A 21,336-nucleotide genomic window follows, 5' to 3' on the forward strand; every position below is an offset into this window, starting at 1 on the left:
TCGCCACTGCGTGCAGCTTTTCCCAGTCTTTACAGCAGGTTATCTCATGCATTTCAGCGAACTGATGGCAGTTATTTCGACCCATGCGATCCGCCTTCAACAGGAAGATGAAGACCTGGTCATCCTGGGCAGTGACGACGCGCTGGACGATGAGCTGTGGGACGGCCTCGCCGCCCACAAGACGCAGTTGCTGGAGCTGGTCGCCCGGCACAACGGTGACTGGTTGAGCCCGGCGTATCGCATCACTCCCGACATGCTGCCGCTGGTGACGCTCGATCAGGCCAGCCTCGACCGCATCGTCGCCGGCGTGCCGGGCGCAGCGGCGAACCTGCAGGACATCTATCCCCTGGCGCCTCTGCAGGAGGGCATGCTTTATCTGCATTTATCGGCAGCGGCGGGCGACCCCTACGTCTCGCAGGCGCGCTTCGCCTTTGCCAGTCGCGAGCGTCTGCAAGCCTTCGCCGACGCGCTGCAATGGATGATCGGCCGTCATGACATTCTGCGCACGGCGTTTGTCTGGGAGCGCCTGGACGAACCGCTGCAAGTGGTCCAGCGCCAGGCGACATTGCATTGCCAGGAATTCGAATTGAGCGCCAGCGGCGACGTGCTCGACCAACTGCTGCAGCGCCACGATCCGCAGCATTTCCGTCTCGATGTGCAGCAGGCGCCGCTGCTGCGCCTGGTGTTTGCTGACGATCCGGCCAATGGCCGCGTGGTTGCCTTGTTGCTGTTCCACCACTTGATCATGGATCACCTGGCGCTGGACGTGATCCGCCGCGAAGCGCAGGCCTTTCTGCTCGGGCACAGCGCGCACGTGGCGGCGCCGGTGCCGTATCGCGATCATTTGGCGCGGGCGCGACTGGCCGCGAACGAGTCGGCCCACGAGGCGTTCTTCCGGGAAATGCTCGCCGATATCGACGAGCCGACACTGCCGTGCGGATTGCGCGACGTGCAGGGTGACGGGCACTCGATCGAAGAAGCCTCGCTGATGCTCGACACAGCCCTGAGCCGGCAATTGCGCGAGCAGGCGCGGCAACTCGGGGTGAGCGTGGCCAGTGTCATGCACCTGGCGCTGGCGCGGGTGCTCGGCGAGTTGTCCGGGCGTACGGCGGTGGTGTTCGGCACCGTGCTGCTTGGGCGGATGGCGGCCGGCGAGGGCGGTGAACATGCGCTGGGGATGTTCATCAATACCTTGCCGCTGCGGGTGGATGTCGGCGCCGATGACGTGCGCGCCGGCGTGTTGCTGACCCACCGCCGGCTGACCGCGCTGCTCGCCCATGAGCAAGCCTCGCTGGCGCTGGCCCAGCGCTGCAGCGACGTAGCGGTGCCGACGCCACTGTTCAGCGCGATCCTCAATTACCGGCACAGCAGCGTCGATGAAGTGGCCGAAGTCATCGATATCGCCCCGGGCGTGCAGGTGCTGGGCGCTCGCGAACGCACCAACTATCCATTGACCGTCAACATCGATGATCTGGGCGAAGACCTGCGCATCACCGCACTGGCCGAAGCCAGCCTGGGGGCGCAACGCATCGCCGCTTATCTGCAGACCACGCTGCAAGGTCTGGTCGATGCATTGCAGGCCAGCGTGCCGACACCGCTGCACAGCGTTCGCATTCTGCCGGCGGCCGAGCGCGAACAACTGTTGCACGGCGTCAATACTGCGCGCGCGCATTTTCCCGTCACGCCGTTGATCCACCAGCAGTTCGAAGCTCACGCCCAGGCCCGACCGCACGCCACGGCGTTGCTGTTCGAGGAGCAAACATTCAGCTACGACGACGTCAATCGCCGCGCCAACCAGGTGGCTCATCACCTGCTGGCACTGGGTATCCGCCCCGACGACCGTGTGGCGATCTGCGTCGAGCGTGGCCCGCACATGATCATCGGCCTGCTCGGCGTGCTCAAGGCCGGCGCGGCTTATGTGCCGATCGACCCGGCCTATCCGCAAGAGCGTATCCACTTCACCCTGCAGGACAGCGCGCCGGCGGCGCTGCTGCTGCAAGCCGCGACACGGGATCGAGTCGGCGCGCTGCACGTGCCACTGATCGATCTCGACAGCCAGCCGCTGCGCGCCGAACCCGACAGTAATCCGCAGGTGGCCGGGCTGACCCCGGCGCATCTGGCTTACGTGATCTACACCTCCGGTTCTACCGGTTTGCCCAAGGGCGTCATGGTCGAACATCGCAACGTGGCACGGCTGTTTGGCGCGACTGCGCAGTGGTTTCACTTCAATGAGCGCGACGTCTGGGCGCTGTTTCACTCGTTCGCCTTCGACTTTTCGGTGTGGGAAATCTGGGGCGCCCTGGCGTTCGGCGGGCAACTGCTGCTGGTGCCGCAAGCCATCAGCCGGGCGCCGGACGAGTGCTATGCGTTGCTGTGCCGCAGCGGTGTCACTGTGCTCAACCAGACGCCGAGCGCGTTCCGCCAGTTGATCGCCGCACAGGGGCGCAGTGTGCTGCAGCATTCGTTGCGCGAAGTGATCTTCGGCGGTGAAGCACTGGAACCGGGGCTGCTCAAACCGTGGTATGCCCGCGTCGGCAACGCCGGCACGCGCCTGGTGAACATGTACGGCATCACCGAAACCACCGTGCACGTGACCTATCGGCCGTTGCAGGCTGCCGATGCGCAATTGGTGGGTGTCAGCCCGATTGGCGGGCCAATCCCCGACCTGCAACTGTACCTGCTCGACCCGCAAGGTGAACCGGTGCCGGTCGGTGTAACCGGCGAGTTGTACGTGGGGGGCGCGGGGGTAGCACGCGGTTACCTCAACCGTCCAGAGCTGACCGCCGAGCGCTTCATTCGCGACCCGTTCAGCCACACGGCCGATGCGCGCCTGTATAAAACCGGTGACCTGGCGCGCTGGGCCGCCGACGGTAGCCTCGACTACCTGGGGCGCAACGATGATCAAGTGAAGATCCGCGGATTTCGCATCGAACTCGGCGAGATTCAGGCGCGCCTGTCGGCCTGCACCGGTGTCCGCGACGCCGTGGTGATTGCCCGTGAAGACAGCCCCGGCGAACCGCGTCTGGTCGCCTACTGGACCGCGGATGCCGGTGAAGATCCGAGCGTGGCGCAACTGCGCGAGACACTGCTCGGCGCGCTGGCGGATTATATGGTGCCGAGCGCGTTCGTACGTCTCGAGGCCTTGCCGCTGACCGCCAACGGCAAACTCGACCGCAAGGCGTTGCCGGCGCCGGACAGTGATGCGTTTGCGCGAGGCGAATTCGAGCCGCCGCAGGGCACGGTGGAAGGCCTGATTGCCGACATCTGGCAAAGCGTGCTCGGTGTCGATCAGGTCGGGCGGCACGATAACTTTTTCGAGCTGGGCGGGCATTCGCTGCTGGCGGTCAGACTGATCGAGCGCATGCGTCAGCACGACTTGCATTGCGATGTGCGGGTGCTGTTCGGGCAACCGAACGTGGCGGCGTTGGCGGCCAGTCTCGGCGCGACGCAGGGGCATGCGGCACCGGCCAATCGCATCGAACCCGACTGCACGGCAATTACCCCCGAGCATTTGCCCTTGGTCGATCTCGATCAGGCCGGCATCGACACAGTGCTGGTCAGCGTGCCCGGCGGTGTCGCCAACGTTCAGGACATCTATGCACTGGCGCCGTTGCAGGCGGGAATTCTTTATCACCATCTCGCCACCCACAGCGGCGATCCCTACGTGTTGCAGGCGCAGTTTGCCTTCGACGGTCTGGCGCAGATCAAAGACTTCGTGCGCGCCCTGAACAGCGTGATTGTCCGCCATGACATCCTGCGGACCAGCGTGGTCTGGGAGGGTCTGGAAGAACCGGTGCAAGTGGTCTGGCGCGAGGCGCCGCTGCATCTTCAGCGAATCGATGCCGACGAGCTCAGCGGCGATGTGCTGGAGCAAATGCAGGCACGTTTCGATCCGCGGCACTATCGCCTCGATCTCAAGCACGCGCCGCTGCTGCGGTTTGCCTACACCGAAGACCGCGCCGGGCAGCGCTGGGTCGGCATCCTGCTGATGCATCACATCGTCCTCGACCACACCGCGCTGGAGGTGCTGGTGGCGGAAATGAGCGACCTGCTGCAAGGGCGCGCGAACGATCTGCCGCCAGCCGTGCAGTACCGCAACTACGTGGCTCAGGCCCGTGCGGGTGCCGATGACCAGGCGCACGCAGAGTTCTTCAGCGACATGCTGGGCGACATCAGCGAACCGACGCTGGCGTTCGGTGTGCAGGATGTGCTCGGTGACGGTAGCGCCAGCGTCGACAGCCAATTGCCCCTCGACGCGGGTCTCGGCCGGCGCCTGCGCGAGTTGTCCCGGCATCTGGGGATCAGCACTGCCAGCCTCGTGCATCAGGCCTGGGCGCAAGTGCTGGCGCAGGTTTCCGGCCAGCAGGACGTGGTGTTCGGCACCGTGCTGCTGGGGCGCATGCAGGGCGGCGCGGGCGCAGACCGCGCGTTGGGCATGTTCATCAACACCTTGCCATTGCGTGTCACGGTCGCCGCCGACTCAGTGCAGGACAGCGTGCGCGCCACCCATCAACGCCTGGCGCAGTTGCTCGGGCACGAGCAGGCTTCATTGGCCTTGGCCCAGCGCTGTAGCGCAGTCGCAGCGACCTCGCCGCTGTTCAGCACGCTGCTCAATTACCGCCACAGCCCGGCGGACACGGCCGCGGTGAAATGGGATGGCATCGACATTCTCTGCTCGCGCGAGCGCAGCAATTATCCGCTGGTGGTCAGCGTCGACGACCTCGGCGACGGTTTTCTCTTGAATGTGCAGGCCGTGCCGCAAGTGGATGGCGCGCGGGTGTGCGATTACTTGCAGACTGCGTTGCACAGTCTGGTGAATGCACTTGAACATTCGCCGGGGCAGCCCGTGCAGCAGTTGTCGATTGTCTCGCCGAGTGAACGCCAGCAGGTGTTGTTCGGCTTCAACGACACCACGCGGCCATTCCCGCCAGCGCAGACGGTGCAGCGTCTGGTCGAAGCGCAAGCACTGGCCAATCCCCAGGCGTGGGCGGCGGTGCAGGGCGAGTGGCATCTGAGTTATGCCGAGCTGAATCAGCGCGCCAACCGCCTGGCCCACCACCTGATCGGTCTCGGCGTACAGCCGGATGACCGTGTTGCGGTGTGCCTGTGCCGCAGCCCGCAAATGCTCGTGGCGCTGCTGGCGATTCTCAAGGCCGGCGCGGCTTATGTGCCGGTCGATCCGGCTCATCCGCGCGAGCGCATCGCCTATCTGTTGCAGGACTGCGAGCCGCTGGCGGTGCTCGCCGAGACCGCCACCTGCGGCTTGCTCGGCACGGTGCCGCGGATCGATCTGGACAACGACGGCTGGGCGCATTTGTCCGACGCCAACCCGCAATTGCCGGCGCTGACCCCGGCGCACCTCGCCTATGTCATCTACACCTCCGGTTCCACCGGCCAGCCGAAAGGCGTGATGGTCGAACACCGCACCCTGGAAAACCTGGTGCATTGGCACACTGAAGCGTTCGACCTGCAGGCTGGCAGCCATACGGCCAGCGTGGCCGGGTTCGGTTTTGACGCCATGGCCTGGGAGGTCTGGCCGGCCTTGTGCGTGGGCGCGACCCTGCATCTGCCACCGGCATCGATCGATAATCAACACCTGGATGAATTGCTTGAGTGGTGGCAGACGCAGCCGTTGCAGGTGAGCTTTCTGCCGACGCCAGTCGCCGAATATGCGTTCAGCCGCGAACTCGGCCACCCGACCCTGCGCACGCTGTTGATCGGCGGCGACAAGCTCCGGCAGTTCCCGCGTGATCAAACCTTCGAGGTGATCAACAACTACGGACCGACCGAAGCCACGGTGGTGGCAACGTCGGGTCGCATCGAGTCCGGGCAGGGGTTGCACATCGGTCGACCGATTGCCAATGGCAAAGTCTATCTGCTCGACAGTCAGCAACAACCGGTGCCCGTCGGCGTGCAGGGCGAGCTGTATGTCGGCGGTGCCGGGGTCGCGCGCGGCTACCTGAGTCGCCCGGCATTGACCGCCGAGATGTTCCTCGACGACCCGTTCAGCGATGAACCGCACGCGCGTATGTACCGCACCGGCGACCTCGCGCGCTGGCGCGCCGACGGCACGCTTGAGTACCTGGGACGCAATGACGATCAGGTCAAACTGCGCGGCGTGCGCATCGAGCCGGGGGAAATCGAAGCCGCACTGCGCGCGCATAGCGCCGTGCAAGACGCGGTGGTGCTGGTGCGTGACGGGCGCTTGCTGACCTGGTTCAGCGAACGCAGCGCAGTAGATATTGCCGACTTGCGTCGGCACTTGCAGAGCCGATTGCCGGAGGCGCTGATTCCTGCCGCTTACGTGCGCGTCGAGGCGATGCCGCTGACCGCCAACGGCAAGCTTGACCGCCAAGCCTTGCCAGAGCCGGATCACAGCGCCTGGCTCAGCCATGAATACGCCGCGCCGCACGGTCCGCTGGAACAGGCGCTGGCGCAGATCTGGAGCGATCTGCTCAAGGTCGAGCAGGTCGGTCGTCACGACAATTTCTTCGAACTGGGCGGGCATTCGCTGCTTGCCGTGAGCCTGATCGAACGTCTGCGCCAGCTCGGGCTGAGTGCCGATGTTCGCGTGCTGTTCAGCCAGCCGACCCTCGCCGCACTGGCGGCCGCGCTGGGCAGCGGTCGCGAAGTCGAGGTGCCGGCCAATCGCATTGCCGCCGACTGCCGCCACATCAGCGCCGACATGTTGAGCCTCAGCGAACTGGATCAGGCCAGTGTCGAACGCATCGTCGCCACGGTGCCGGGCGGCGCGGCCAACGTGCAGGATATCTATCCGCTGGCGCCGTTGCAGGAAGGCATTCTTTATCACCACCTCAGCGCCGGCCAGGGCGATCCGTATCTGCTGCAATCGAGTCTGGCGTTTGCCGACATCGACCGCCTGTACGCCTTCGTCCACGCCCTGCAAGGCGTCATCGAGCGCCACGACATTCTGCGCACCAGCGTGGTCTGGGAAGGGCTGCCGAGTCCGCAACAAGTGGTCTGGCGGCGTGCGCCATTAGCGGTCGACGGCGTGGCGCTGGACGCGGCAGAGGGTGACGTGCTCGCCCAGTTGCAAGCGCGTTTTGCCGCCCGCCAATGGCGCCTCAATCTCGGCCAGGCGCCGCTGATGCGCCTGGTGTATGCCGCCGATCCCGTGCACAAACGCGTCGTCGCCATGCTGCTGTTCCATCACATCGCCCTCGATCACACCGCGCTGGCGGTGGTGCGTCAGGAAATGCAGGCCAGTCTGCTCGGTGCCATTGAGCCGCTGCCGGCAGCCGCGCCGTACCGCAATTACGTGGCGCAGGCCCGCCACGGCGTCAGCGATCAGGAACACGAAACGTTCTTTTCAGAGATGCTCGGCGACATCGACGAGCCGACCTTGCCGTTCGGTCTGCGCGAAGTGGAAGGTGAGGGCGACGACATCGAGGCGTTTGTCAGCGGATTGCCAGTGGAGTTGAGCCAGCGCTTGCGAGCGCAGGCGCGCCGCTTCGGGGTCAGCGCCGCCAGTCTGTTCCATCTCGCCTGGGCGCAGGTGCTGGCGGCCACGGCCGGGCAGTCGAACGTAGTGTTCGGCACGGTGTTGCTCGGTCGTATGCAGGGCGGTGCCGGCGCTGATCGTGCGCTGGGCATGTTCATCAATACCTTGCCGTTGCGCGTCGACGTCGCCGAGGCCAGCGTCGGTGCAGCGCTGCGCGGTGTGCACCAGCGGCTGGCTGCGCTGCTCGGTCACGAACACGCGTCACTGGCGCTGGCGCAGCGCTGCAGTGCAGTGGCTGCGCCCTCGCCGCTGTTCAGCTCGGTGCTCAATTATCGTCACAGCGCGGCGGGTCATTGCGACGATGCAGCGTGGCAGGGGATCGAGTTTCTCGCTCACGATGGGCGCAGCCATTATCCGCTGACGCTGAGCATCAACGATCTTGGCGAAGGCTTCGATCTGTCGGTGCTCACGCCCGCTGAAGTTGGCGCGCAACGGGTCTGCGACTTGATGCACAGCACGCTGGCGGCGCTGGTGTCAGCGCTGGAGCAAAATCCCGAACAGGCGCTGAATCGCCTGGCGATCCTGCCGCCGCTTGAGCGCGAGCGAGTACTCAGCCAGTTCAACGCCAGCGTCAGGGCATTCCCGCCGGCGCAAACCGTGCATCGACTCTTCGAAGCACAGGCCTTGCTCAACCCGCAGGCAGTGGCGGTGCAAGCGGGCGAGCAACAGCTGACCTACGCGCAGCTCAATCAACAGGCCAATCGCCTGGCGCATTATCTGCTCGCGCTGGGCGTGCAGCCCGACGCGCGCGTGGCGGTCTCCACCCGGCGCGGCCCGGACATGCTGCTGGCGATGCTGGCGGTGCTCAAGGCCGGCGCAGCCTATGTGCCGATCGACCCGGCGCATCCGGCCGAGCGCATCGCTTACCTGCTGGCCGACAGTGCGCCGCTGGCGTTGCTGGTGTCCGGTGTGGAACCGGGCGCGGTGAACGTGCCGGTGATCGATCTTGGCGACGAGCGCTGGCAGGACTTGCCCGAGCAGAATCCGCAAGTGGCCGGTTTGACTGCGAACCATCTGGCCTATGTGATTTACACCTCCGGCTCCACCGGCCAGCCAAAAGGCGTGATGGTCGAACACCAGAGCCTGGAAAACCTTGTGCACTGGCATGCGCAAGCGTTCGACCTGCACGCCGGCAGCCGTACCGCAAGCGTTGCCGGGTTCGGCTTTGATGCCATGGCCTGGGAGGTCTGGCCGACGTTATGTGTCGGCGCAACCCTGCACTTGCCGCCGGCGTCGATCGGCAATGAACACCTCGACGAATTACTTGAATGGTGGCGAGCGCAGCCCTTGCAGGTGAGCTTCCTGCCGACGCCGGTGGCCGAATATGCGTTCAGCCGCGAGTGGGGCCATCCAACCTTGCGCACGCTGTTGATTGGCGGCGACAAGCTCCGGCAGTTCCCGCGTGATCAGACCTTCGAGGTGATCAACAACTACGGACCGACCGAAGCCACGGTGGTGGCGACCTCGGGTCGCATCGAGGCGGGGCAGGCGTTGCACATCGGTCGACCCATCGCCAATGCCAGGGTGTATGTCCTCGATGGCCAACAGCAACTTCTGCCAGTGGGCGGCACAGGCGAGCTGTACGTCGCCGGCGCAGGCGTGGCCAGGGGTTATCTGAACCGCGATAAATTGACCGCCGAGCACTTTGTTGCCGACCCGTTCAGCACTGAACCAGACGCGCGCATGTATCGCACCGGCGACCTTGTGCGCTGGCGTGCCGACGGCACGCTGGAGTATCTGGGGCGCAATGACGATCAGGTCAAGCTGCGTGGCGTGCGGGTGGAACTTGGCGAAATCGAGGCCGCGCTGGCCAGTCATCCGGCGCTGCAGGACGCTGTGGCGCAGGTGCGCGACGGGCAGTTGCTGGCGTGGTTCACCGCGCGCGGCGCCGTGGCTATCGACGACTTGCGCCAGCACCTGCAGACGCGCTTGCCGCAAGCCTTGCTGCCGGCCGCCTACGTGCGTCTCGACGCGTTGCCGTTGACCACCAATGGCAAACTCGACCGCAAGGCCTTGCCGGAACCGGATCAAAGCGCCTGGCTCAGCCGTCAGTACCAGGCGCCGCAAGGCCCGGTGGAAACCACGCTGGCGCAGATCTGGCGCGAAGTGCTCAAGGTCGAGCAGATCGGCCGGCACGACAACTTCTTCGAACTGGGCGGGCACTCGTTGCTGGCGGTCAGCGTCATCGAACGCATGCGCCAGATCGATCTGAGCACCGACGTGCGCGTGCTGTTCAGCCAGCCGACCCTGGCGGCGCTGGCGGCGGCGGTCGGTAGCGGCCGCGAAATCGACGTGCCGGCCAACGGCATTGCCGCAGACTGCGCATACATCACGCCGAGCATGCTCAGCCTGCTCGAACTGGACCAGGCCAGCATCGAACGCATCGTCGCCACGGTGCCGGGCGGTGCGGCTAACGTGCAGGATATTTACCCGCTGGCGCCATTGCAGGAAGGCATTCTTTATCACCACATCACGGCCGGGCAACACGACCCGTACGTGCTGCATTCGCGACTGATGTTCGCCAGTGTCGAGCGGGTCGAGGCCTTCGCCAGCGCGTTGCGTCAGGTCATGGCGCGCCACGATATCCTGCGCACGGCGATCGTCTGGCAGGGCCTGGCTGCGCCGGTCCAGGTGGTGTGGCGCGAGGCGCAATTGCCAGTGGAGGAGGTCGCGTTCGCGCAACTGTCGACGCGCTCGCTGGATCTCGCTCAGGCGCCGCTGATCCGCTTGTTGCATGCGCGCGATCCGGGCACCGGGCAAGTGGCTGGCCTGCTGTTGTTCCACCACATCGCTCTTGATCACACGGCGCTGGAAGTGGTGCGCGAAGAAATGCAGATCAGCCTCGCTGGCGAACCGCGCTTGCTGCCGCCGGCGGTGCCGTATCGCAACTACGTGGCACAGGCGCGGCTGGGCATCAGTGAGACGGAGCACGAAGGGTTCTTCCGCGACATGCTCGGTGATGTCGATGAGCCGACGCTGCCGTTCGGCTTGCAGGAGGTCAACGCCGCGGCGGGGACTTACGAGGAAGCCGCGCTGGCACTGCCCGATGCCCTGGCACAGCGCCTGCGCCGCCAGGCACGACAGCTGGGCATCAGCGTCGCCAGCGTGTTTCATCTGGCGTGGGCGCAGGTGCTGGGCGCCACTTCCGGGCAGGAGCGGGTGGTGTTCGGCACGGTGCTGATGGGCCGCATGCAGGGCGGGGCAGGGGCGGATCGCGGGCTGGGGATGTTCATCAATACTCTGCCGCTGCGCGTCGATCTCGGCGCGCAACCGGTGCGCGTGGCGCTGGCGGCCACCCATGGGCGGCTCACCGGCCTGCTGGCGCATGAGCATGCCTCGCTGGCTCTGGCCCAGCGTTGCAGCCGGATCGCTGCACCGGCGCCGTTGTTCAGTGCGATGCTCAACTATCGGCATGGCAGCGCGACGCCTGCGCAGGCGCATCCCGCGTGGCACGGCATCGAAACCCTGCACAGCGAGGAGCGCACCAATTATCCGCTGAGCCTCAACGTCGACGATCTCGGCACCGGTTTCAGGCTCACCGCGATCACCTGCGCCGAGGTCGGTGCGTTGCGCATCTGCAACTACATGGAGACGGCGTTGCAGACACTGGTTGAGGCGTTGGAGCAGACGCCGCAGCAACCGATCGAGCAGTTGTCGGTGTTGCCGCAGGCCGAGCGTCAGCGCTTGCTGTTCGACTTCAACGCGACGGCGGTCGATTACGACTTGCAGCAAACCCTGCACGGGCTGTTCGAAGCACAAGTGCTGCGCACGCCGCAGGCCGTCGCGGTGCAGATCGACGCTCAATGCCTGAGTTTCCACCAGCTCAACGAGCGCGCCAACCGCCTCGCCCATCACCTCATCGGGCTCGGCGTGCAGGCGGATTCGCGGGTGGCGATCTGCGTCGAACGCAGTCTCGCCATGGTCGTTGGCCTGCTGGCAATTCTCAAGGCGGGTGGCGCGTATGTGCCGCTGGACCCGGACTACCCGGCCGAACGCATCGCCTGCATGCTTGCCGACAGTGCGCCGGTGGCGCTGCTGGTGCAGGGCAGCACGGCCGCGCGGGCCGGCGCACTGGCGGTGCCGGTGATCAATCTGGACGAGGACATCTGGCGCGACATGCCGGCGGACAATCCGCCATGCGAGCGCCTGACGTCGGCGCATCTGGCCTACGTGATCTACACCTCCGGCTCTACCGGTCAGCCCAAGGGTGTGGCCAACGAGCACGGTGCGGTGGTCAACCGTTTGCTGTGGATGCAGGACGCCTATGCGTTGACGGCGGCGGATACCGTGTTGCAGAAGACCCCGTTCAGTTTCGACGTGTCGGTGTGGGAATTCTTCTGGCCGCTGATGACCGGCGCGCGCCTGTTGCTGGCCCGCCCCGGCGGGCACAAGGAGCCGGCGTACCTGAGCGCGCTGATCGAGCGCGAGCACGTCAGTACTGTGCATTTTGTGCCATCGATGCTTGACGTGTTTCTTGCCCACGGCCAGACCGAACGCTGTGCCGGCTTGCGCCAGGTGATGTGCAGCGGCGAGGCGTTGCCCGGCAGTCTGGTGCGGCGTTTCAAACAGCAGTTGCCGGCCAGCCAGTTGCACAACCTGTACGGCCCGACCGAAGCGGCGGTGGACGTCACCGCGTGGCATTGCGCCGGGCCGTTGCAGGACACGCCGGACAATACGCCGATCGGCAAACCGATCGCCAATACGCGGATGTACATCCTCGACGCGCAGCAACAACCGGTGCCGCAAGGTGTGGTCGGCGAGCTGTACATCGGTGGCGTACAGGTCGCGCGCGGCTATCTGAACCGCGCCGAACTGAGTGCCGAACGCTTCCTGCGTGACCCGTTCAGCTCGCAGGCGCAAGCGCGCATGTACCGCACCGGCGATATCGCTCGTTATCGTGCCGACGGCAATATCGAATACCTGGGCCGTAACGACGACCAAGTGAAGATTCGCGGCCTGCGCATCGAACTGGGGGAAATCCAGGCGAGCCTGACCCGCATCGACGGCGTGCAGGAAGCGGCGGTGCTGGCCCGCGAAGACGTGCCGGGGGACAAGCGCCTGGTGGCGTATTACACCGGTGCGCGGCTGGACATCGACATCCTTCGCGCCGCATTACTGCACGGCTTGCCGGACTACATGGTGCCGGCCACCTACATCCATCTCGACCGTCTGCCGCTGAGCCCCAACGGCAAACTCGACCGCAAGGCGCTGCCCGCGCCGAATCAGGACGCGCTCGTCAGCCGGCCGTACGAGGCACCCATCGGCGAGGTGGAAATCACCCTGGCGCGGCTGTGGGGCGAATTGCTCAATGTCGAACGGGTCGGCCGTCACGACCACTTTTTCGAGCTGGGCGGGCACTCGCTGCTGGCGGTGAGTCTGGTCGGCCGGCTGCAACAGCAAGGCATGGAGGCTGACGTGCGGGCGTTGTTCGAGCACCCGACACTGGCCGGTTACGCAGCAATCACGGAAAGAATGGAGATCGTCCTGTGAGCCTGAATCCCTTGTTGGCAACCCTTAAAGCCCGCGACATCCAATTGACGGTCACAGACGACCAGTTGCGCGTCAATGGCAACAAGCAGGCGCTTGGAGATCCGACGCTGCTGGCGTCGTTGCGCGAGCACAAGGCGGCGCTGATCGAACTGATCAAGGCCGGCGGGTACTCCGCCGCCCGCGTCGGTCAGGTCGAGGTGCCGGCCAATGGTATTGCGCCCGGTTGCACCCGGATCACTCCGGCGATGCTGACCCTGACGCAACTGAGCCAGGACGCTATCGATCAACTGCTCGAAGGCATTCCCGGCGGGGCGGCGAACGTGCAGGACATCTATCCGCTGACACCGTTGCAGGAAGGCATTCTCTATCATCACGTCAGCGCGCAGCACGGTGATCCCTATGTCATGCAGGCGCATTTCGCCTTCAGCGGCGCGGAGCGTTTGCAGGCATTCGTCGACGCCTTGCAAACGGTCATTAATCGCCACGACATTCTGCGCACGGCGGTGGTCTGGGAAGGTCTCGACACGCCGCTGCAAGTGGTCCTGCGCGATGCCCGCCTGCCGCTGGAAGAAGTGCTGCTGGAGGCTGAGGGCGGCGATGCGCTGAGCCAACTGCACGAACGCTTCGACGCTCGCCAGTTCCGCCTCGACGTGACGCGCGCGCCGCTGTTGCGCCTGGCGCATGCCTGGGACGCGCGCGAACAGCGCATCGTCGCGATGCTGCTGTTCCATCACATGGCGATGGACCACTCGGCACTGGCGGTGGTCAGCGAGGAATTGCAGGCCTGCCTGTGCGGACAGGCCACGCGGCTGGGCGCGCCTGTGCCGTTTCGCAATTACGTGGCGCAGGCGCGCCTGGGCATCAGCGAGGCGCAACACGAAGGGTTTTTCCGCGAGATGCTCGCCGACATCGACCAACCGACCTTGCCCTATGGCCTGCAAGGTGTGCACGGCGATGGCAGCGATATTGTCGAATTCAGCCAGGCGCTCGACCCGCCACTTGAGCGCCGCTTGCGCGCACAGGCGCGGCGCCAGGGCGTCAGCGTCGCGAGCTTGTTCCACCTCGGTTGGGGCCAGGTGCTGAGTGCCCTGACCGGGCAGGCGAGCGTGGTTTTCGGCACCGTGCTGATGGGGCGCATGCACAACGCCGAAGGCACCGAACGCGCGCTGGGCATCTTCATCAACACCTTGCCGCTGCGAGTCGACATCACCACGCTGGCCGTCGCTGAAGCGATCAAGGCCACTCACGCGCGGCTGACCATGCTGATGCGCCACGAACATGCGCCGTTGGCATTGGCGCAGCGATGCAGTGGCGTGGTCGCCTCATCGCCGTTGTTCAGCACGCTGCTCAACTATCGCCACAGCGCCTCGAGCGCCAACGCCAGCGCCGAAGCACTCGCCGCCTGGGAGGGCATCAGTGTGCTGCGCTCGGAAGAACGCACCAATTATCCGCTGACCCTGAGCATTGACGACTTCGGCGAGCGCTTCAGCCTGACCTTGCTGGCCACTCGCGCCGTCGACGGTCAGCGTCTGTGCGCCTATCTGTTGTGTGCGATCGAGCAATTGCTGTCGGCACTCGAACAGGCGCCGCAAACGCCGCTGAATCGGTTGTCGGTGCTGCCGGCGGAGGAGCGCGAGCAACTGTTGCACGGGTTCAATGCCAGCCAGGTCGATTACCCGCCAGCGCAGCCGATTCATCAGCGGTTCGAAGCGCAGGTGCTGGCGCGTCCGGATGCGCTGGCCGCGGTGCACATGGGAGAGTCGCTGACCTTTGCCGAGCTGAACCACAAGGCCAATGCGCTGGCCCACCAGTTGCTCGATTTGGGCGTGCAGCCTGATGACCGTGTCGCCATCGTCGCCCGCCGCGGTCTGCAAGCGCTGACCGGTTTGCTGGCGATCCTCAAGGCCGGCGCCGCTTACGTGCCGGTCGATCCGGCGCACCCGGCCGAACGCCTGCTGCATTTGCTGCGCGACAGTGCGCCGGTGGCGGTGCTGACCAGCGCCGATCTGCGTGAACGCCTGCCGAGGCTGGCGGTGCCGATGCTCAATCTCGACCCGCGCACCTGGCCGCTGGGCATCACCCGCAACCTGCACCTGCCGAATCTGCAGGCGAGCCATCTGGCCTACGTGATCTACACCTCCGGCTCGACCGGTTTGCCCAAGGGCGTGATGGTCGAGCATGGCACGCTGTCGAACCTGGTCGATTGGCACTGTTCGGCCTTCGACCTGTGTGCCGGCCGTCACACCTCAAGCCTCGCGGGATTCGGCTTCGACGCCATGGCTTGGGAGATCTGGCCGGCGCTGTGCGCGGGCGCCACGCTACACATCGCCCCGGCGCATGACGGCAGTGAAGACATCGACACGTTGCTCGACTGGTGGCGCGCGCAGCCGCTGGACGTGAGTTTCCTGCCCACGCCTGTGGCCGAATACGCCTTTAGCCAACACCTGGAACACCCGACGTTGCGCACGCTGCTGATCGGCGGCGACCGCTTGCGCCAGTTCTCGCGCAACCAGCGTTTCGACGTGATCAACAATTACGGCCCGACCGAAACCACAGTGGTCGCGACCTCCGGGCGCATCGACAGCGATGACGCGTTGCACATCGGCAAACCGGTGAGCAATGCCACGGTGTATCTGCTCGATGAGCACCAGCACCCGGTACCGATTGGCGCGGTCGGCGAGCTGTACATTGGCGGCCGAGGTGTGGCGAGGGGGTACTTGAACCAGCCGCAGCTGACGGCCGAACGCTTCCTGCGCGATCCCTTCAGCAGTGCAGCGCAGGCGCGCATGTACCGCTCCGGCGACCTCGCGCGCTGGCGGAGCGACGGCACGCTTGAGTACCTGGGACGCAATGACGATCAAGTGAAAATTCGCGGCGTACGCATCGAGCCGGGCGAGATCGAGAATCGCCTCAATCAGTTGCCGGGGATTCAGGAGGCGGTCGTGCTGGCGCGCGAAGATCAGCCGGGACAACCGCGCCTGGTGGCGTATTTCACCGAGCAGGCGCAGGTGCAGGCATTGGCCGTTGGGGAATTGCGCGCGTTGTTGCTGACGCAGTTGCCGGAATACATGGTGCCGTCTGCCTTCGTCAAACTCGACGGATTACCGCTGACCGCCAACGGCAAACTCGACCGCAAGGCCTTGCCCAAGCCTGAGCGCTCGGCCGTGTTCACCCGTGAATACGCCGCACCGCAAGGGGAAGTGGAAATCGCCCTGGCCGACATCTGGGCCGATGTGCTGCAGGTCGAGCGGGTAGGGCGCGAAGACCATTTCTTCGAACTGGGCGGGCATTCGCTGCTGGCGATGCGCATGGTTGCTCAGGTGCGCCAGCGACTCGGCGTCGAGCTGGTGCTCAGCGATCTGTTTGCCAACGCCGAGCTGGCAGCGGTGGCGCAGGTATTGACCGAAGCCGGGCGCTGCACGCAACCGCCGATCCTGCCGGCATCGCGTGAAACGGCGCTGCCGTTGTCGTTTTCGCAGCAGCGCTTCTGGTTTCTGGCGCAGATGGAGGGCGCCAACACTGCTTACAACATCCCGATTGCCCTGCGCTTGCGCGGTGCCCTGGACGACGATGCCCTGCAACGCGCGCTGGCCCGTATCGTCGCCCGCCACGAAACGTTGCGCAGTCGCTTCGCACCGCTCGCTGGCGACGCTCAGGTGCTGATCGCGCCGGTCGACAGTGGCCTGCTGTTGCGGGTCGAGGATCTGCGCCAGCACCCACAGGCGGACGAGGCGTTACAGGCGCTGATTCAGGGCGAGGCTTCGGGGCCGTTCGATCTGCTTGACGACCCGCTGATTCGCGGGCGTCTGGTGCGTCTGGCCGATGATCATCATGTGCTGCTGCTGACGCTGCACCACATCATCTCCGACGGTTGGTCGATGGGCGTGCTGACCCGCGAACTGATGGCGCTGTACCGGGCCTTCAGTCAAGGCGAAGACGATCCGTTGCCGGCGCTGACCCTGCAATACGGTGACTACGCGGTGTGGCAGCGGCGCTGGTTGAGCGGAGAGGTGTTGCAGCGCCAAAGCGAATATTGGCAACGCACCCTGCGTGACGTGCCGGCCTTGCTGACCTTGCCGACGGATCGGCCGCGCCCGGCGCAGCAGGACTACGCCGGCAGCAGCATTGCGCTGCAACTGGACGAGCGTCTGAGCGCCGGGCTCAAGGCCTTGAGTCAGCGCCACGGGGTGACGTTGTACATGACCTTGCTCAGTGCCTGGGCGTTGCTGCTCGGGCGTTTGGCCGGGCAGACCGACGTGGTCATCGGTTCGCCGGTGGCCAACCGCAATCGGGCCGAAGTCGAGGGCATGATCGGCCTGTTCGTCAACACTCTGGCCCTGCGTATCGACACCTCTGGCGAGCTGACCGGCGAAGCGCTGCTGATGCGGGTCAAGACTCTGACCTTGCAAGCTCAGGCGCATCAGGACCTGCCGTTCGAGCAAGTGGTGGAGCTGACCCGGCCGGTGCGCAGCCTGGCGCACAGTCCGCTGTTCCAGACCATGTTCAACTGGCGCAACAGCGACGGCCCGGCACTGGCCCTGGGTGAGCTGACCCTTGAGGCGGTGGCCGAGCCGAGCCACTTTGCCAAGTTCGATCTGACCTTGACCCTCGGCGACACCGGCGCAGGCATCGGCGGCTGGCTGGAATACGCCACGGCACTGTTCGATGAAACCACGGTGCAGCGGTTTGCCGGTTACCTGCAGCAATTGCTACAGGCCATGGTCAGCAACGATCAGGCGCCGCTCGCCCAGGTGCCATTGATGACGGATGAAGAGCGCCAGCGTTTGCTGGTGGATTTCAATGACACCGCACGGGAATACCCGCACAACCACACCGTGCAGCATCTGTTCGAAACATTGGTCGTGCAACAACCCGACGCCGTCGCAGCGCTGCATGGCGAGCAGACCCTGAGTTATGCCGAGTTGAACCGCCGGGCCAATCGGCTGGCGCATCATTTGCTCAGCGAAGGGGTAAAACCTGGCGACGCGGTGGCGATCCTGTTGCCGCGTTCGCTGGACCTGCTGATCGCGCAACTGGCGATCGGCAAGTGCGCGGCGGCGTGGGTACCGCTGGATATTCACGCACCGGGCGAGCGCCAGGCGTTCATGGTCGAGGATTGCCAGGCCGCCGCGCTGCTGACGCACAGCACCACCACGCTGACCTTTGCCGCACGGCGCATCGATCTTGATCGGCTGCCGCTCGAGGCTCAGCCCAGCCATAACCCGGATCTGTCGCAGTCGGCCGAGTCGCTGGCGTACATCATGTACACCTCGGGCTCTACCGGCATGCCGAAAGGCGTCATGGTCCCGCATCGGGCGATCACGCGGCTGGTGATCAATAACGGCTACGCCGATTTCAATCGCCAGGATTGCGTTGCGTTTGCCTCCAATCCGGCGTTCGATGCCAGCACCATGGACGTCTGGGGCGCGCTGCTCAACGGCGCGCGGGTGGCGATCATCGATCACGCGACGTTGCTCGACCCGCAGGCGTTCGGCGCCGATCTCAAGCGCAGCGGCGCGAGCATCCTGTTCGTCACCACCGCACTGTTCAACCAGTATGTGCAGCTGATTCCCGACGCCCTGAAGGGCTTGCGCATCCTGCTCTGCGGCGGCGAGCGCGGCGATCCGGCGGCGTTTCGCACGTTGCGCGCCGTGGCGCCGGATGTGCGTCTGGTGCATTGCTATGGCCCGACGGAAACCACCACTTACGCCACCACGTTTACCGTGCAGAATGTCGCCGAAGAGGCCGACAGCGTGTCGATCGGTGGGCCGATCTCCAACACCCAGGTCTATGTGCTCGACGCCTTCCAGCAACCGGTACCGTTCGGCGTGACCGGTGAGTTGTACATCGGCGGGCAGGGCGTTGCCCTGGGCTACTTGAATCGGCCCGAGCTGACCGCAGAGAAATTTCTCCCGGACCCGTTCAGCGCTAGGCCCGACGCGGTGATGTACCGCACCGGCGATCTGGTGCGTTGGCTGGCGCCGGGGCAGCTTGAGTGCATCGGTCGCAATGACGATCAGGTGAAAATCCGCGGTTTCCGCATTGAGCTGGGCGAGATCGAAAACCGCCTGCTCAGCTGTCCCGGGGTCAGGGAAGCCGTGGTCCTGGCGCGGCGTGACGGCGCGCAGACTACCCGTCTGGTGGCCTATTTCAGCGCTGACGATGCCGAGCTGCACAGCGCCACCTTGCGCGCGTTGTTACAGGCACGGTTACCGGAATACATGGTGCCTTCGGCGTGGGTGCGGCTGGAGAATCTGCCGCTGAACAATAATGGCAAGGTCGATCGCAAGGCCTTGCCGGAGCCGACCCAGGAGGCTTTGCTCAACCGCGTGTACGAGGCGCCGGGCAACGCGCTGGAAAGCCGTCTCGCCGGATTGTGGAGCGAAATCCTCCTGATCGACCGGGTCGGCCGCCACGACAACTTCTTCGAACTGGGCGGGCATTCGTTGCTGGCGGTGCGGCTGGTCAGCCAGATGCAGCATGCCGGTCTGTCGATGACCCTCGCCGAGTTGTTCCAGCACCCGAGCATTGAGGCGATGGCTGCGCTGCTCGCCGAGCGTGACGGGATCAGCGAGGCGGAACCGGGGCTCATCGTGGTCCGCGAGGGCAGTCAAGGTACGCCGCTGTTTCTGGTGCATGAATTCAGCGGCCGCGATGTGTATTTCCCGGCGCTGGGCCGCCATATCGAGGGTGATTTCCCGATCTACGGTCTGCCCGGTATCGAGTTCGGCCAGGCGCAATTGCGCACCCTCGAATGCCTGGCGACACGCATGGCCGGGATCATTCGCGACAGACAACCTCAGGGGCCGTATCGATTGGCTGGCTGGTCGTTCGGCGGTGTACTGGCTTACGAAGTCGCGCAGCAATTGCTGGGGCAGGACGAAGTGGTCGAGTTCATCGGCCTGATCGACAGCTACGTGCCGCGTCTGGCCGATCCGCACAAGGCGCGCTGGAACGATGCCCACGTGCACAAGCGTCAGTTGCTCCTGCATTGCACTGCGCACTGGCTGGGCCTTGGCGAAGATGGCCAGCGCGGATTGACGGCATTGGCAGCGTTGCAAAGCGAGCTTGAGCCGCGCTCGTTCGCCGAACTGCTGGAGCGCTGCCAGCAGCAGCAATTGCTCCATCCGGAGCTGGCAACAGCCTCGGCAGCCGATACCTGGCATTACCTTGATCGCGAAGTTGCCCACGGGCATGCGCTGGCGCATTACCGGGTCAGTCCGCTGCCGGTGCCGCTGCATGTGTTTCGCGCACAGCAACGTTCGGCGGCGATGGCGCAGCTCAGCCCGACCCTCGGCTGGGCCGAAGAATTGCCCAATGCCGAGTTGCGTTGCATCGACGTGCCCGGCGATCACCAGAACATGATGAAAGCTCCGCATATTCAAGCGCTGGGTCAGGCGCTCAGCCAGGCACTGGGGCAAGCAAAGGCGCCGACATTGCCGGTCTATCAACCGCTGGTGACCATCCAGACTGGCGACAGTGCAAGGGCGCCGATCTTCTGCGTGCCGGGTGCTGGCGACAGTGTTACCGGCTTCATTCAGCTGACCGAAGCTCTCGGTCCCGAGTGGCCGGTTCATGGTCTGCAACCGCGCGGGCTGGACGGCGACGCGGTGCCGCACAGTCAGGTCGAGGCGGCGGCGCGCTGTTACCGGCGGGCAATCGAGCAGCTCTGTCCGCAAGGCCCCGTGCACCTGCTCGGGCACTCCTTCGGTGGCTGGGTGGCGCACGCCCTGGCCGCGCAATTGCAGGCCGACGGGCGCGAAGTGGCGTCGCTGACGCTGATTGACAGCGAAGCACCCGGCGGCAACGGCGTGATCGGCAAACCCTACACCGCAACCGCGGCGTTACAGCGGCTGATCGAGGCGCTGCAACTGTCGGCCGGCACCTCACTGGGCATCGATGCCGAGATGTTTGCCGCAGCCGATGACGCCACGCAATTGCGTCTGCTGCACGAGGGCATGGTGCGCGCAGGCGTGCTGTCGGCGCGATCTGCGCCGCAGTCGTTGCAAGGTTCGACGCGCACGTTCGCCAGTGCCTTGCGCACGGTTTATCAACCGCGTCAGCGCTACAGCGGCCCGGTGCGGTTGGCGCTGGTAGACGATCCGACGCTTGATGCGGCGGGCAATCAGCGCGAGCAAACGGCGATGGTTGAAGGCTGGCGCCGCGAAGTCGATCTGACGGTGTGGTACGGGCCGGGCAACCATTTCACCTTGCTCAAGGCGCCCAACGTGTTCAGTTTCGCCGCGTGGTGGCACGAGGGTCACACGCAACCGGCCAAGGCAATGTTCTCCTGATTGATGTGTACGTCTTGCAGCCCGGTCGCC

General features: G+C 65.3%; 2 protein-coding genes. Both read left to right on the forward strand.

What is annotated here, in order from left to right; all coding sequences use genetic code 11:
- Positions 1 to 46 precede the first annotated feature (46 nt).
- Positions 47 to 13,012 carry an amino acid adenylation domain-containing protein gene (locus tag J3P93_RS11540; protein WP_434597466.1) on the forward strand — a complete coding sequence of 4,322 codons (12,966 nt, stop codon included), beginning with the start codon at positions 47 to 49 and terminating at the stop codon, positions 13,010 to 13,012.
- Positions 13,009 to 21,306 (forward strand): amino acid adenylation domain-containing protein, encoded by an 8,298-nt coding sequence (locus J3P93_RS11545; RefSeq protein ID WP_434597468.1) that lies wholly within the window; start codon positions 13,009 to 13,011, stop codon positions 21,304 to 21,306. Before J3P93_RS11540 ends, J3P93_RS11545 begins: the two co-directional genes overlap by 4 nt.
- The last annotated feature ends 30 nt before the right edge of the window (positions 21,307 to 21,336 follow it).

Origin of the sequence: Pseudomonas sp. R3-57, assembly GCF_051132065.1 — a bacterium.
Classification (GTDB): domain Bacteria; phylum Pseudomonadota; class Gammaproteobacteria; order Pseudomonadales; family Pseudomonadaceae; genus Aquipseudomonas.